This is a genomic window from Nostoc linckia z4 (assembly GCF_002608075.1).
Taxonomy (GTDB): Bacteria; Cyanobacteriota; Cyanobacteriia; order Cyanobacteriales; family Nostocaceae; genus Nostoc; species Nostoc linckia.
Genome location: NZ_LAHA01000052.1, coordinates 50,589 through 65,807 on the forward strand (window position 1 = coordinate 50,589; position 15,219 = coordinate 65,807).

Annotated in this window: 10 protein-coding genes; 6 read left to right on the plus strand and 4 right to left on the minus strand. The window is 36.9% G+C overall.

Translation table 11 applies throughout. The features are described 5' to 3' along the window. Nucleotides 1-44 precede the first annotated feature (44 nt). The gene (locus VF06_RS29380; RefSeq protein ID WP_099071767.1) at nucleotides 45-959 is read left to right on the plus strand and encodes an FTR1 family iron permease; all 915 of its coding nucleotides are present in this window, start codon (nucleotides 45-47) and stop codon (nucleotides 957-959) included. 97 nt (nucleotides 960-1,056) lie between these two features. Here the strand turns inward: VF06_RS29380 and crtW are convergent, their stop codons facing one another. Both crtW and VF06_RS29390 read right to left on the minus strand, forming a co-directional pair. Then, nucleotides 1,057-1,839: a beta-carotene ketolase CrtW gene (gene crtW / locus VF06_RS29385; protein ID WP_099071766.1), complete on the minus strand. Its 783-nt coding sequence runs from the start codon at nucleotides 1,837-1,839 to the stop codon at nucleotides 1,057-1,059. A gap of 850 nt (nucleotides 1,840-2,689) precedes the next feature. After that, nucleotides 2,690-4,087 (minus strand): IS4 family transposase, encoded by a 1,398-nt coding sequence (locus tag VF06_RS29390; protein ID WP_244918195.1) that lies wholly within the window; start codon nucleotides 4,085-4,087, stop codon nucleotides 2,690-2,692. Nucleotides 4,088-4,212: 125 nt separating this feature from the next. On the opposite strand from VF06_RS29390, the gene VF06_RS29395 reads away from it, so the two are divergent. From VF06_RS29395 to VF06_RS29415, 5 genes are all read left to right on the plus strand, one after another. After that, nucleotides 4,213-4,587, plus strand: a complete 375-nt coding sequence (locus VF06_RS29395) for a hypothetical protein (RefSeq protein ID WP_099070261.1) — start codon at nucleotides 4,213-4,215, stop codon at nucleotides 4,585-4,587. Between the two features lie 216 nt (nucleotides 4,588-4,803). Continuing rightward, nucleotides 4,804-5,094 carry a hypothetical protein gene (locus tag VF06_RS29400; protein WP_099071483.1) on the plus strand — a complete coding sequence of 97 codons (291 nt, stop codon included), beginning with the start codon at nucleotides 4,804-4,806 and terminating at the stop codon, nucleotides 5,092-5,094. Nucleotides 5,095-5,746: 652 nt separating this feature from the next. Next, nucleotides 5,747-6,232: a VOC family protein gene (locus tag VF06_RS29405; protein ID WP_099071484.1), complete on the plus strand. Its 486-nt coding sequence runs from the start codon at nucleotides 5,747-5,749 to the stop codon at nucleotides 6,230-6,232. Between the two features lie 302 nt (nucleotides 6,233-6,534). Continuing rightward, nucleotides 6,535-9,057 (plus strand): two-partner secretion domain-containing protein, encoded by a 2,523-nt coding sequence (locus VF06_RS29410; RefSeq protein ID WP_180267437.1) that lies wholly within the window; start codon nucleotides 6,535-6,537, stop codon nucleotides 9,055-9,057. 156 nt (nucleotides 9,058-9,213) lie between these two features. After that, a complete protein-coding gene (locus VF06_RS29415) occupies nucleotides 9,214-11,646 on the plus strand; it encodes a CHAT domain-containing protein (RefSeq protein ID WP_244918231.1) in 2,433 nt (810 codons plus the stop codon). Here the strand turns inward: VF06_RS29415 and VF06_RS29420 are convergent. Continuing rightward, nucleotides 11,604-12,566, minus strand: a complete 963-nt coding sequence (locus VF06_RS29420; RefSeq protein ID WP_099071487.1) for a tetratricopeptide repeat protein — start codon at nucleotides 12,564-12,566, stop codon at nucleotides 11,604-11,606. The two genes, VF06_RS29415 and VF06_RS29420, sit on opposite strands and share 43 nt — an antisense overlap. Nucleotides 12,567-12,773: 207 nt before the next feature. Beyond that, nucleotides 12,774-14,639 carry a serine/threonine-protein kinase gene (locus VF06_RS29425; protein ID WP_099071488.1) on the minus strand — a complete coding sequence of 622 codons (1,866 nt, stop codon included), beginning with the start codon at nucleotides 14,637-14,639 and terminating at the stop codon, nucleotides 12,774-12,776. Nucleotides 14,640-15,219: the final 580 nt, after the last annotated feature.

Genomic DNA, 15,219 nt, shown 5'->3' on the forward strand with positions numbered 1-15,219 from the left:
TCTCTCGCTAAATCTCTGTTAGTGAAATTATCTATTAAAGTTCTATGAATTGGAGTGCTGCTTTACCAACTTTTTTTATCACCTTAAGGGAAGGCGTTGAAGCCGCTTTGGTTGTGGGAATCGTCTTCGCGTGTTTACAGCAAGCTCAACAACAAAAATTACAGCGTTGGGTTTACTTTGGTGTTTTCATCGGTATCTTGGCGAGTTTTGTATTTGGTTTGCTAATTCATGTGGGATTACAAGGATTGCAGACATCTAAGCAGCTTTATGCACCTGTGTTCAAGCAACTTTTTGAGGTGGGGTTGGGTGTAATCGCCATCGCCATGCTCAGTTGGATGCTAATTTGGATGACACGACAAGCGCGATTTCTCAAAGCTGAAATTGAAGGTTCTGTTAAAAGTGCTTTGGGGGGAACTGATAGCGCCGGTTGGGCAATTTTTAGTTTAATTTTTATTGCTGTGTTTCGCGAAGGTTTAGAAACAGCTTTGTTTATCGTTGCTAAATTCCAAGAAGGTTTGACGCCTGTTTTGGGTGCAATGGGAGGATTAGCGATCGCTGTTATCATCGGTATGCTGCTATTTAAATGGAGCATCCGAATTAATTTAAGCCGATTTTTCCAGGTGATGGGTGTGTTACTGCTGCTAATTGTCTCCGGGTTAGTAATTTCTGTTCTGCGCCATATTGATGCTGCGGCCATTGCTTTTAGCCAAATCAACCCAGAAGTCTTGGGTATTTGCGGACAAGGAAATACATCTTGTGTTTTAGGCCCCCAAGTTTGGGATTTCTCAACAATATTACCTGACCGAAAATTCCCCGGTATTTTGCTCAAAACCTTATTTGGTTACACCCAAAAATTGTATCTACTCCAAGCTGTGGGTTATCTACTTTTTTGGATAACCGTAGGCGGTCTTTATTTCCGCAGTCTCAGCCAACCCAAACAATTAATTACTAATTCGTAATGGTCTGAATTGCATTAGAGACGTTGCATTGCAACGTCTCTACAATGATGGCTATGGGAATCATAATTAATTATGCGGACATAATATTATTGAACCGTCAACCGTCAACCGTCAACAACTTTCCCTTTTTATAAATTTCTGGTAATTTCCACCAAGGAAGATGAGGATTTTCGTGATGTTCTTTGTGGTAACCGAAATGATAACAGGTAAGAAACGACAACCAAACTGGACACTCAATAGTTTGGGCACAATGTGGTTGAACATAACCCCTAATTGGTTGGCTATGGGGTATAAAAGTCCCGAAATAAAATAACTGCAATGAACTTAAAAGTGAGGGAAGTACCCAAAACAAAATTAAATTTTCATGGGGTATCTGGAGTATACGATTTACAAATTGATAACTGAAAGTAATGGCAATTATTTGTCCCCAACTCCAGTAATTTTTCATGAAATAGAAATACCAAGCAAGGAAACTTTTGTGTTTTCCATCATGAAAATCAGGGTCTATTTGACTAGCTGGATTACGGTGATGTGACCAATGTTTTGCTAATAGTTTATCGTATGGTAAAAGCCCATAAAAACATAGGCTCAATCTACCAATTAAATGATTTATTTTAGAACTTTTAGGAAAAACTACGCCATGCATGGCATCATGGGAAGTAATAAATAATCCAGTATATAAAAATGTTTGCCAAGGAATTAAGACACAGAACATCCAAAAATTTAATTTATAGATATCAACTAAAAGTAAGAAAATTAAACTGATAGCCCATAAACTAATAATGAAAAGAGCAATAAAAAGCCCTCTAAAATTAGATTTCTTTTTTAGGAAAAAGGTTAGCTTTCTTTGATAATTGAGTGATTGCTTTAACTGGATCACGCTTTTACTCCGCCTAGCATTCAAGTAAAAATTCCTCAAATATAGTCATGGCAAGAACCACTAACCACCATATAGAAAATTCTATTAGTGATTAGCGTTACGAACTGTACAGTGCTAACACTCTAAATATTGCAAAATATTAAGTTACATTAAATATTATTGCACAAATAACTCCATACCAAAAACTGTTTTTCCTTGTAAGGCTAAGTAAAAAAGTCAGTCAATTAGTATTACGAGTATTAAAAATTACTAAAAATTTTGTTCGATCGTTTCTAAATAGTCAAAACATACTAGGTAGTATCGGAAATTAAATGGAATGAATCTCATTTACACAAGTATGATTTGATACTAATGTCTAGATAACTAGAAAAGCGATCGCAACAAGCCAGGATTCCAAAACTCAGACATAAGAGTTAGTACCATTGCAATACTGCTCGGTTAAGGGAAAATAGATAGTGGAATAAATCATAATTTGTTCGCGTGTGTCTTACGAGAACAAAAACAGCTAAAAACGTTGCTTGTACCTGAAGGCACTCTCGAAAAATTTAATTGTCAATTGCTGAGAAGATTTTTAACCTGTTGAATTATAAATTCAGAATGAACAATTTACGGTATCGCCCAAATAATAGATGACCAGTTCCAATACTGCTCGGTTAAGGGAAAATAGATAGTGGAATAAATCATAATTTGTTCGCGTGTGTCTTACGAGAACAAAAACAGCTAAAAACGTTGCTTGTACCTGAAGGCACTCTCGAAAAATTTAATTGTCAATTGCTGAGAAGATTTTTAACCTGTTGAATTATAAATTCAGAATGAACAATTTACGGTATCGCCCAAATAATAGATGTATTCAACTTGCTTGACTAAAAATTTGAAAGGATAATAGTTGTCGAGGAGTGCCATTATTTCTATGACATCGTTTTTTACTCGGAAATTTTGAGCGAGTTTTCTTGACGACTCTGGGATTAGTTCTGTGCTGTGGTGGTGGAATTTTTAAATCTTTTATTTCCGAAATTAACCAACTAAAAAATACATTAATATCTGGGAATATTTCTACTGCAATCTGGAACAAAGGGATAGCACGTCTAATCACTCTAAGGCTGCCAGTAAAGCTTAGACGTAGCGGAGACAATCCTACTTTTTCAGCACTTTGAAACATTAAACAACGTATGCAATAATGTCCTAGTAACCAACCATAGATTTCTTGTACTACTTCACGAGGATTTTTAGAGCGAATAGGAGTTTTTCGCCCTAAAAGATGGACTTTTAATTCATCCAAAGTATTCTCTGCTTCCCAGCGCTGGTGATACTCAGTCGCTAAAAGCAAAGCCGGAAAAATCGAAATATCCATTAAATCGGTAATCAGACGATAAACTTTTTCTGTACCGTTCTCTTCAACAGTATATTCTATTACGCGGACAGGAATTCGGGTTGCACCTAACTTTAGAGACTTACCATCAGGAGCAATCCACGACTTATAAGAACCATCATCAAAAGTTTGAACGACCTCGAATTTAACGTGGGCTGGTACACGTCCAAGAATATGGCATTTTTGTTTAATTGCGGCATTAACCATCTTGAATGAATGTAGTCCCCTATCCCACATCAGCAACATCCCGTCACTAACACTTCGTAATAATTTTAAAGCTCCTTTCCTTTCACCAATTCGATAAGGACTAATGAATGCATCGGTAATTAAATGAGTACCCGCTTCTACCAAAAAAACTAATCTGGCTTTCGGGAATGCCGGATATGTCCCAGGGCGAGAACCAGGATAACCAAATACTCTGGCATTTTCTTGAGTCTCAGGAATGTCCATTACTGTCCCATCTACAGCCATTATTCTTAATCCTCCCAGAAAGGCATCTGGCGTTAAAACTGTTGCTAATGGCTTTGCAACCATCTCAAACAAACGAGTCATTACAGATGCTCCGGTTCGTTGCCGTGCTTCGGTAATTGATGAAGAAGTTGGTGTTTTAAAACGTATTAATTCCGGTATTCGTAAACTGGCGAAACCATGAATCAGATTTTTGAACACCGATACAATAGAGTCCGATGACCAAAAACTCATGGCAATTACTAAAACCACAACTACATGAGTTGGAAGTATTCGTTGTCGTTGCCCAACAGAAGAAGTACTGATAATTGCGTTCGTTATTGTTTGAGACGGAATTACTTCATCCATTGCCAGAAGTAATTGGCTTGGGGTAATGCAGGGCTGTTGAACCTCAAAATTAACAAGTGACATTAACAAGACGGTACTTACGTTTAATTTTGGCTGTAAAATAATATAAACTAAATTCGGTCTTGTTCGCGTAAAAAATCCGCGAACAAAGCAACCCACTTAATTACCATACGCACGAGAAATGCCAGATGGTTGATTCTGACATTATTTCTAGAGCTGAACTCATACAACAAGCCATTGCTACCTTACAACTCTCCATTCAACAAATTCAGGCTTCAGGGGAAGTAGCGCCACCTGGTTGTTGTGTTTTACGTTACCAAGCACGCGGAAAAAAACAAGCTTATTGGTACTATAAATTACACGCTACCAAACCAATTTTTTCCACAACTCAACCCAACAAATTGAGCAAATATAAGCATTTGGGTAAGGCTGGAAGCCCTGCTCATATTGATGCTGTCCTCTCTGTGGCTAGAAGAACTCAAATCGATCACTTAACTTCCTGCATCGACTCTCTTCGTCAAAATTGGGTGGACTTGTACGATAGCCTCAAAGAGAAAAAGTAAGTCCAATCATCTTGTTCGCGTAAAACATTYGCGAACAAAATTTTCTTTGTTTTACCTCTATTTCTCCTTAACCGAGCAGTATTGATTGTTGTTTAGATTATCTTGTTTTCACTACTTGTCCAGCATTACCCAATCACTCACAATAGATGAGGCATTCATGCAATTTTAACTGCATTTATTTTTTTCGCGCTCTCAAGCTTTTACGCCAGGATGATTATGAAACCTATCATTAAGAAACCGGAGTTCCGCGCTCTCAAAAAATCTGTCGTTCCACAGCCAGTAACAGAAGTACCACTCGTACCAGAACAACTTCCTCCAGTAGAACCCGCCGTTGCCGACGTACCTATCGAACAGCAGCCATTACCAGAAGCCGAAACCTCTACCACAGAATACCCGGCTTACCAAGCATCGGCGCAAAATTATCCTGTTCTACAATCCGTTGGTAACACTGGATGGCAGGTTTCTGACATTTGGCGCGATTTACGAGTTGATGGGTTTTGTGATTAATAATCTATCTTGAGATAGTTGCATTAATTAACGCACATATTACATATATGTCTCAGTACTAGCTAAATTAAGCTACTGATTTGTTTGAGTATTTTACTGAGATTTGAGAATTTTGTAACCAGTTTTTATCCTTATCCAGTAACTCTCACAGCAGTTTTTCTCCCAAAAATGTCAAAAAATACTTTCGACACTCGTGTGTGCTGCTGTGGGATGTCGTGTGAAGCACAGCTGGTGTTGGGGTGGGGCTAGGGCGATCGCAGTTTAAGTGTTCGTTAACTCAAAACCCGTCTTAGGAGAGATGACAGCAAAATCAGGACATCAATCAGGTATATTTTGCATGACCAAATCGTTAACTTCCGGGTCAAAATCAAGAACTTTTCTAGAAACTTCTGTTATCAAACTCTACAATGTATTTTTGTTCGGATAGAGAATTTCGTGAAGGGCGCAAAATCCAGTAGTCTTTATCGCTTATAAACTAACTTTATAGATTTATCTAGTTTATGCTCTTTAAAAGATTGGTTTCTCTCATCCCAAGACTTCGTTATTGAATTAATTGGTTCAAAACTTGAGCTATTTTGGCTTTTTGTTTGCTTTCGTCTCAACCCCAGTTATACGCTAATAGTCAAATATCAAATTATTAAGTGATTAAGCAATGAAAGAATTTCAATTACAAAACATTAACCATCTTGCATTGGTCTGTAAAGATGTAGCAACTACTGTAGATTTTTACAGTAATACTCTGGGACTTTCTTTGCTCAAAGTCATGGAAATGCCAAATGATGGAAAGCATTTCTTCTTTGATATTGGCAATGGTGGCACTTTAGCTTTTTTCTGGTTTCCAAATGCGCCTAAAGCAGCTCCGGGTATTGCGTCTATGAATCCAGATGCTCACTTAACGGGAAATATTGCTACAGCGCACGCTTCTATGAACCATGTAGCATTTAATGTACCACTAGAAAAGTTAGAACAATATAGAGAAAATTTAATAGCTAAAGGTATACAAGCTACTCCAATATCAAATGCAGATTTCATTTCTTCATTCTATTTCTTCGATCCCAACGGTATTTTGTTAGAGTTTGCCGCTAATAAGCGCCCATTAGGAGATCCAATACTAGATTTAGGAACTAATCTGCTTTAAATACAAAATAGAAATAAATTTTTCTTAACCCTATAGTTGTATTTGAGCTATAGGAACATTTTACAATGTCTATATTTTTACCTAGCAGGATATAAAGATAAATCAGTATTATCAATACGTAAAATTTTAACTATGTTGCTTATATTTACAAGAATCATAATGTGAGAAGCACTTACTACATATGTTTAATTTGATTTCAAGTTACTTTGGAGCAAAATCTCAATATTAAAATGAAAGAACAAAGTTATTTTCTCTTCAAAACATTTACAATTTCAACTTGTTTTTATTATTCAAGTATCTGTTTGTCAAACGCTGAAATAACTCCAGATAAAACTTTATTAGAGAATAGTACTACAAGGCTAGATGACAACACTATAGTTATTGAAGGAGGCACTAAAACAGGAGACAATTTATTCCATAGTTTTGAGAATTTTTCTGTTCCCATAGATATTACTGCCTATTTCAATAATCCTCTAGATACTCAAAACATTATTAGTCGAGTTACTGGAACATCAGTTTCTAATATTAATGGACTAATCCGTGTTAATGGTACAGCCAACTTGTTTTTGATAAATCCAAATGGAATTGTATTTGGGCAAAATGCACGCTTAGATATTGGTGGCTCATTTGTAGGTAGTACAGCGAACACCATTAGATTTGCTGACGGATTTCAGTTTATTGCTAAAAATAGTCAAATTAAACCACTGTTAACTATTAGCGTACCTGTGGGACTACAATTTAATAAAAATCAGGGAACAATTACTGTTAGAAATACAGGTCATACTCTAAAAGCAAATGATTATTACTCTCCCCTTAACTACGAGATATTTTCTAATGCTTTACAAGTGAAAGCCGATCATACTCTGGCTTTGATAGGAGGAAATATTTTTTTAGAAGGAGGAATTATTAGCAGCAAGAATGGGAGAATTGAATTAGGAAGTATTAATTCCGGAGAAGTCAATATTAATTTTGAAAATAATCTGTTATCTTTTATTTATGATAAAAATTCAGCTTTTCAAGATATCCAATTATCAGACAGTGCTTTAATTTATGCTGGTAATAATCAAGGAGTAGGAAAAAATACTATAAACCTTCAGGGACGCGAAGTGAGAATATTAGATGGTTCTGTGTTACTTAATCAAGACTATGGTTCGCGTCAAAATGGCAACGTTTCTATTAATGCATCTGAGTATTTTATCCTAAAAAACTTTCAACCAGAACAGGATGCTACTGGAATTTTTTCTGTAAATTTTGGGAGAAATTCCGGTACAAATATTATTATTAATTCCAACAAAACTTACTTTGAGCAATCGCAAATAGCTACTGCTACTTTTAGTAATGGTTCAAGCGGAAATATCATTATCAACACTGATTTATTAGAACTTATTGGGACTGGAGAACCAGATTCTAGTTTTAACGGCTCTGCTGGTATTAATACTTTCACCTATAGTTCTGGCTCTGGTGGAAATATCACTGGAAAAATAGGTAATTTAATTGAAAATTATGGAGTAATAGCTACTGCTGCTCTCTCTTCTGGAAATGCTGGAAAACTAGATATAACAGCCGAAAATATACTTCTACAAAATGGGAGTAATATCGGTTCCATTACTTTTGCTAGCGGTAATAGTGGCAACGTATCATTAAATGCGAATGGGAATATAAAAATAATAGGCCAGTTGCCCTCTTTTAAAACTAATTCAGCAATTAATTCTGCTACCTACGGAAGTGGTTATGCTGGAGATTTAACTATTAATTCCTTTAACTTGTTTGTCCTTGATGGGGCAAGCGTAACTACAAGCACATTATCTTCAGGTGATGCCGGAAATATTACTATTAAAACTGTTAATTCAATAAAAGTTTTAGGGACATCTTCAGATTCATTGAGTTTTAGTACTGTTGCATCATCAGCACCAATTGTGAATGAAACTCTACAAATAGCTTATGAAGTACCACCAACTCCCACCGGGAAGGCAGGAAGCATAACGCTTGATACTCCGTATTTGAATATTACAGACGGCGCCCAAGTTACCGTCAGAAACGAAGGCCCCGGTAACGCCGGCACGCTTCAAATCAACGCCGACAGAATCAGCATTACCAACACCGGGGGCATCACAGCAACCACAGCGATTGGGGAAGGTGGCGACATCGACATCAAATCAAAACTACTACAACTGCGCTCCGGCACGATTTCGGCAACAGCCGGTACAGCCGGCACCTCTGGCAACGGCGGCAACATCCGCATCGCTACAGGCATCCTGAGTGCCTCAAACAACAGCGCGATTACAGCGAACGCATACCGGGGGCGGGGCGGCAACATCCGCATCAATACCAAAGGATTATTTGTTTCCCCCGACACACAAATTACCACTAGCTCGGAGCTAGGAATCGACGGCACGGTGCAGATTAACTTCCAAAACGGGAATCTGAGTACATTGAAAGTACAACCACAAGATCTCGCAAAAACACCAGAGGTAGCATCAGTATGCCAGGGTGATTCTGATGGAGTAGCGAGTAGCTTTGTCAATAGTGGTACTGGGGGAGTGCCAGCTAATTTTGACAACCAGTTAGATAACAGTTCTACTTGGCAAAAAAATTCTGTTTGGCTTGAATCTATTGATAATTCCGAACAATTAAACCCATTAACAACTAAAGAACCCATAGAAATTGTAGAAGCCCAAGGTTGGATATTGAATGCTAACGGAAATGTGGTCTTAACCGCACAAGCCAATCCACCAAACCCCTACGCCCAAGTCTCTGCTTCTAAATGTCAGGAGCAACCCTCTACAGCAAAAGTATCATCTGTTACAGAAATCAGGAGGAATTGAGATCGACACGGCATAAATATAAGAGCGATCGCAATTAATCTACGGCTCTTTGTTTTTAAAGTTTTACTAGCAATAGCAATGATTCATTTTCGATATTTTTTCAAATACCTCTTACTAGGCATTCTAGCGTTAACAATAGCCATAAGCCAGCCATGTATGATTCTAGCTGAGCAAGTAAGTAAACAAACCCAACAGCGCCAAGCTGAAGTACTCAACCACAAGGGTCAAAGGCAGCTGGATCTCGGTCAAACAGCAGAAGCTTTTGAGACTTGGCAGCAAGCTACAAAACTTTATGAACATCTTAAAGATACAGAGGGAATCACAGGAACCTTAATCAATCAGAACGTAGCTCTACAAGCTATGGGTTTACATCTGAGAGCTTGTAAGATAGTTGTCAGAGCTTTGAAATTCGATACTGAAATCTGTGCCACCTCGCTTCTTGAGCCTGCTAATTCTACGAAAAGACTACTTGATGCAGAAATTAACAAGTTGAACCCCATACCCGTACACCTACTAGGATTACAAAACTTAGGGAATGTATTGCGCCAGTTAGGTAAATTATCTCAATCAGAATTAGTTTTAAGAAAAACGTTATCAATTGCTCAACAATTGGATAATTTTGATATTAGTGCAATTTTGCTATCGCTCAATAATACTGGAAAATCTCTTTATCAACAGGCACGGGATAAATATAGTTGGATAGAAGAACCAGTTTTTCAAAAAGAAACTTTTAATTTTATTCAAAAACAAGCACTCAAATTGCTCAATGATTACCAGTCATTGATTAATATTCCAACCGCACCAATCGCAATCAGACTCCAAGCGCAACTACAGCGTTTAAGCTTACTGTTAGACTTTCAAAAGTGGTTAATGGCAGAATCAAATTCAGGCAATACACAGTTAGCTGGAATTCAAACTCAAATCAATCAACAGATTCAGCCTTCAGTAAATAATATACTGGAAAATGCTCCTGCATTCTCTGAATTACCTACTAGTCAATCTATTTACAGCAAGCTAAACTTTGCCAATAGCCTCAATCAAATTTCAGATGAGCAATTACATTCAGTAGCCCTCCAATATGCAGAATCAGCTTTACAAATGGCAAAAAGTACTAAGAACCAACGACTAATGTCGAATGCTTTCGGCACACTGGGCAAATTAGAAAAACAACCAGAGCGTTCGCTCTATTATCTCGAAGAAGCGATGACTTTAGCTCAATCAATTCAGGCATTTGATATCGCTTATGAATGGCAGCACGAATTGGGTTTAGAGTACTACAAACAAGGAAAGTATGACAAAGCTCTTAAAGCTTACAGTGCTGCAATTAATAACCTGACGCAAGTTCGCGATAATCTTTTAGCAAGTAATGCAGATTTACAGTTTTCATTTTATGAGAAAGTAGAACCTGTTTATCGGGAATATATGCGATTGCTGCTCTCATTTTCTAAACCGGATCTAGAGTTAGTAATTCAGATGAACGAACAATTACAAATAGCAGAATTGGAAAATTTTCTTGGGTGCGGTAAGCTTGACCTTGTAGCGTTGAGTAGCTTTCAGAAGTTACCTAGTACTGCCACAATCATTCATATTATTGATATAGGCAACACTATAGAAGTAATTGTACAATCTCCTGACCGTTCTCTTCACCATAACTCTGTAGACGCTAAATTAATTAAAAACCCTATCAATAATCTGCTAAGTATTTTGCAGTCTCCTAGATTTTCATCTAGGAGCGAATTTGATATTATTAGACATTCTCAAAAACTTTATAACTTACTGATTGCACCTATTAAAACACATTTATCCTCATCAGGAACACTAGTGTTTGCTTTGGATACTTCTTTCCAAAGTTTACCGATGGCATTACTACACGATGGAAATAACTATTTAGTCAATCAATACAATATTACAGAAACTTTAGGTTCTAAAGTTCAACCATCTAAATCTTCATCTAAAAAGCAATTAATAGCTTTAATTGCAGGACTCAGCAAAGAAAGTCCTAGTTTCAATGATAAAAATGCTCCAAAAGGTTTGAGAGCGCTGCCAAAAGTAGCAGTAGAAGTAGCTGATATTAAGAAAGAAACAAATTCTTCAACTGTACTGCTAAACGAAAAATTTACTAGCCTACAGTTTCAAAAAGAATTAAGTAAAAATGATTTTCCAATTGTTCATATTAGCACTCATGGACAATTTAGCTCAAGCTCTGATAAGACTGTATTTTTAGCTTATGACAAAGCCATTAACATATTAGAGTTTGATAGCTTGCTCAAAGGTAGATTTCAGTCTAATAAGAATGCAATCGAATTATTAGTTCTAAGTGCTTGCCAAACAGCTAAGGGCAATAAGCGCTCAACTTTAGGAATCGCTGGAGTGGCAGCACAAGCTGGCGCAGAGAGCGTAATCGCTAGCTTATGGTTGGTAGATGAAGGCTCTACGGCTATTCTCATGCAAGAATTCTACGAGCAGTTGAAAAATGGTTTAAGTAAAGCAGAGGCACTACGTCAGGCACAATTGAGTTTATCAGCTAATCCTCAATACACTGACCCTTATTTTTGGGCTGGGTTCGTGCTAGTTGGCGGTTGGTTATAATTTTCTACTATTTTTAAACCTTCTTGTATGCGAGCTAATTCATCTAAATTATTAGTACTTTTTGCCAGTTGTGCTGCTTTTCTATATTCACGAAGTGCCTCCCTTGGTAACCATGCTTCTAAATACCGATCTGCTAATAATCGGTAGATAGTGGGGTTTTGACTTCCTGCTCTTACTCTTGCTTTCAATGTCTCAATCGTTTCATTCAAAAGATATCTAGACATATATATAGCATCTAGATCCGAAATAGCAGCTTCATCTGGAGATAGGGCTAATTCATTGACTTGCTTCACCTTTTGTAAAATAGCATTTTGCTCTTCTTGAGGCAAAACACTAACTACCAACGTTTCAGAAGAACTAATAGGAGTATCACCGACGTTTGCAAGCACAGTAAATTTGTAGGTATTGCCAAACTGCAATTGGTTTTGTTGTTTTGGGTAGGGCAGTGTGGTGACAGTTTTATCCACCGTTGTTTCCCAGTAAAATTCGTAACCACTAACAATAACTGTGTAACTTGTAGCCCTAGAAACGGCGTACCAAGAAATTATAGGTCTAGTACTCAACATTGAACTGCCATAAGGACTAATTAGCATTGGTACATTTGTTGGGCCCTTAATACTGTCACATCCACTTGGGTTCAATCCAGTACATAATCTTACTCTATTGCGCGGGAGGCTACATTTATCTTTAGCATCGAAAATCCTACTTTGTTTAAAATCTAGAAATTCTCCGTTCAAGTAGCATAAAGTATTAACTGTTCGTCCCTTCATTGGAGTAATACGATCTCCAGAACACAACAAGTTATTCACTCGCCAACGAAGATCGCCCACACTAGTAACTCGACCAATAACGTTACACCTACGTTTTACTTCTGGCTTTGCCTGACCCCACGCATTACTCCAACCTAGAAAAAGTATCATAGATGCAACTACTAGAATTTTGGAGATACTGACTTTTCTCTCAATTTTCTTCTTTTGTCTGTGCGTACTTAGCATTAAAAGTATTTATCTAGCTATATGTAACTTAATAGCATACAGAAATTGGAGATATAAAAGAAAGTGTTTAACAAGGTTTTTGAAATTTAATAATAATTTTTTACTGTTAAGACACTATTAATTACAATAAGCTTAATCTTGAATTAAATTAGGAGCCTTCTGTCTAATCTTTTCTATTATCTCGGCTCGCCAGCTGAAAACCTCTGGTTCTCTAGATTCAGTTAGTAAGCAGGCTTCCCAAGAAAGCCAGGAATTATCAAAATCACCTAAAATTCCCTGCACTTGTGCCAGCAAACAGTGGGTAGCCGTTCTTTGGATATCTAATTTTTTTGATTTCTCTAAATATTGTTCCGCCTCGCTATATTTCTTCTGCTCAAATTTTGCCCAACCCAAATTTTTGTACAAAGCTGCTTGCCATCTAGGATTTGTAGTTTTTTGTAATCCTTCTTGGGCAAGAGAAATTGCTGTATCATAATCACCTTGTAGGATTTTTACTCTAGATAAGTTATTAATAGCAATTATCGCTTGATTATTAATTTTTATGGCTAACTGGTATTGTTGCTCTGCTAAATCATATTTCATTTGTTCATCGTAGTAAGTCCCCAACCCATAATGCCCTTTCCAATTATTATAGGTTAGCTGAAAAGCTTTTTCATAGCTATCAATTACACATTTATCATTTTGTAATTGTTTACATACAATACCTAAATTATTATATGATTCTATATTTTTATTATTATATTTAATTGCTAATTCATAGTATCTTTTAGCTAATTCGAGGCTATTAATACTGCGAAGCCCTTTTTCAAAATAAAATTTGGAAATAGCGTACTTGGCTTGAGGATTAATTTTTATTGCTGAATCAAAAAACTCTTTTGCAGTCTGAAAATTATTTGCTGCTTCAGCCTTCTCACCTTGAGACACTAAATATTTAGCTCTTAGTGGTAATAATACTTTGAAAGTTACAAAGACTGTCAAAATCATAAACCCAATTACTGCACTGGCTCTGAACGTTTTAGACCTTGTTATTCTATAAATTTTATTTTGCTGAGGTAATATTTTTAATCTTTGTAGGATAACTTCAGTAGTTGTTGGACGTTGCCCTGGCACGGAAGCCATTAATTCATCGAGAAAATCAGCAAAAGGCTTGTCAATCTGCTTTGCTTTATTTCTCCATAGTAAATTTCCTGTTTTGCGATCTGTTGGTAAATCTACCAATGAAATACCAGTAACTAGACGTACAAAAGTCCGCCCTAAAGCGTAAAAGTCTGACTGAGGTACTGCCTTGCCATGAATTTGTTCTAGTGGTGTGTAATAAAAGGAGACGACAGTTGTAATTTCGTATTTTCCTACTCTCGTATTAGTTCCTCCACTTGCACTAACTTTTGTTAAATAAGTGTCACTCATTCGTCGCACAGTTCCGAAATCAATTAATGCCAACTGCCCATTTGGCTGAAGAATTATATTAGCAGGTTTAATATCTCTATGAAAAAATTCACTATGGTGTACTACATCAAGTATTTCAACTAATTGACGTAGCCATTCTAATGCTTGAGCTTGCGAAATAGCTTCATTCTCCTTTATCCATTCTTCTAAGTTTTGGCCTTCAATTTTATCCATCACTAAGCAACGTAGTTCCAGAGGACTATTATTAGGTGCAAAACTGAAAAAGTCCTCAACATCACACTGAGGAATATTTGGATGTTGGATTAATCGTAAAGCACGAAATTCCCGCTCAATTAACTCACGAAGCCGACTGGAATTCCATTTAAGAACTTTCATAACTCTTCGCTTACAAACCGGATGCCATTTGATACCAGCGTCATCTACTTCAAAAACTTCAAAGTAGCTCTGCGGGTCATAAGTAAGCTCTCTCAATGGTTTGAGCAGTCGAATACGGTTATTGATCAGCAGTGGAGTACCACAAGACAGACATGTTTGAGTATTGTCAGGATTTTGACGTTGCTCACAAAGCGGGTTTATACAATAAAACGACATACTTGCCAAGTATAAATTTATGTATTAGACAGTTGACAAACAGTGTTTATGTTTTACTGTCTGAATACAGATACAAGTACCCATCACAATTTACGCTAATTACTCTTCCTTTACATTGCCCGGATTTTTGGGGTTTGTAAAAAATTTTTTTAGAAGCACAGATTCAATTTAAAAATCTCCGACCCTAGCTTTGCCCAAAGGGCGCGGTAGCACCAAGGGACATCCATAAAAATAAATCCCCAGTCTTGGTGGTTTTCAGTGGACTCCTGTCGATTATTCGTTTTAATACGAAGAATCGATTTATTTCGGGTTTGTGCCCAATATGCCTACAATTGTGGCTTTTTTCTAGAGCAAGCGCCAAATAGATATGAGTGCTTTTTTATACCAGAATTGCAGCGACTACGGAAATGGCCAGCTTTAGACCAATGTCATCATAATACTTTTACTATCCTGAATGAAAAGTAAGTTACTATGACTTCGTAAGCCTTATCTTTCCGTAGATGCCCTAAATTCGATCGAAACTACACCAAAGTCAACTTAGTACTTTTTTGAAAAAATTAACCACAAATAGTAAAATCAG

What these genes read in the sequence shown, in the direction of transcription:
- VF06_RS29390 (WP_244918195.1), bottom strand. Translation starts at nt 4,087, where the DNA reads ATGTCACTTGTTAATTTTGAGGTTCAACAGCCCTGCATTACCCCAAGC.
- VF06_RS29420 (WP_099071487.1), bottom strand. Translation starts at nt 12,566, where the DNA reads ATGATACTTTTTCTAGGTTGGAGTAATGCGTGGGGTCAGGCAAAGCCA.
- VF06_RS29415 (WP_244918231.1), top strand. Translation starts at nt 9,214, where the DNA reads ATGATTCTAGCTGAGCAAGTAAGTAAACAAACCCAACAGCGCCAAGCT.
- VF06_RS29380 (WP_099071767.1), top strand. Translation starts at nt 45, where the DNA reads ATGAATTGGAGTGCTGCTTTACCAACTTTTTTTATCACCTTAAGGGAA.
- VF06_RS29425 (WP_099071488.1), bottom strand. Translation starts at nt 14,639, where the DNA reads ATGTCGTTTTATTGTATAAACCCGCTTTGTGAGCAACGTCAAAATCCT.
- VF06_RS29405 (WP_099071484.1), top strand. Translation starts at nt 5,747, where the DNA reads ATGAAAGAATTTCAATTACAAAACATTAACCATCTTGCATTGGTCTGT.
- VF06_RS29395 (WP_099070261.1), top strand. Translation starts at nt 4,213, where the DNA reads ATGGTTGATTCTGACATTATTTCTAGAGCTGAACTCATACAACAAGCC.
- VF06_RS29400 (WP_099071483.1), top strand. Translation starts at nt 4,804, where the DNA reads ATGAAACCTATCATTAAGAAACCGGAGTTCCGCGCTCTCAAAAAATCT.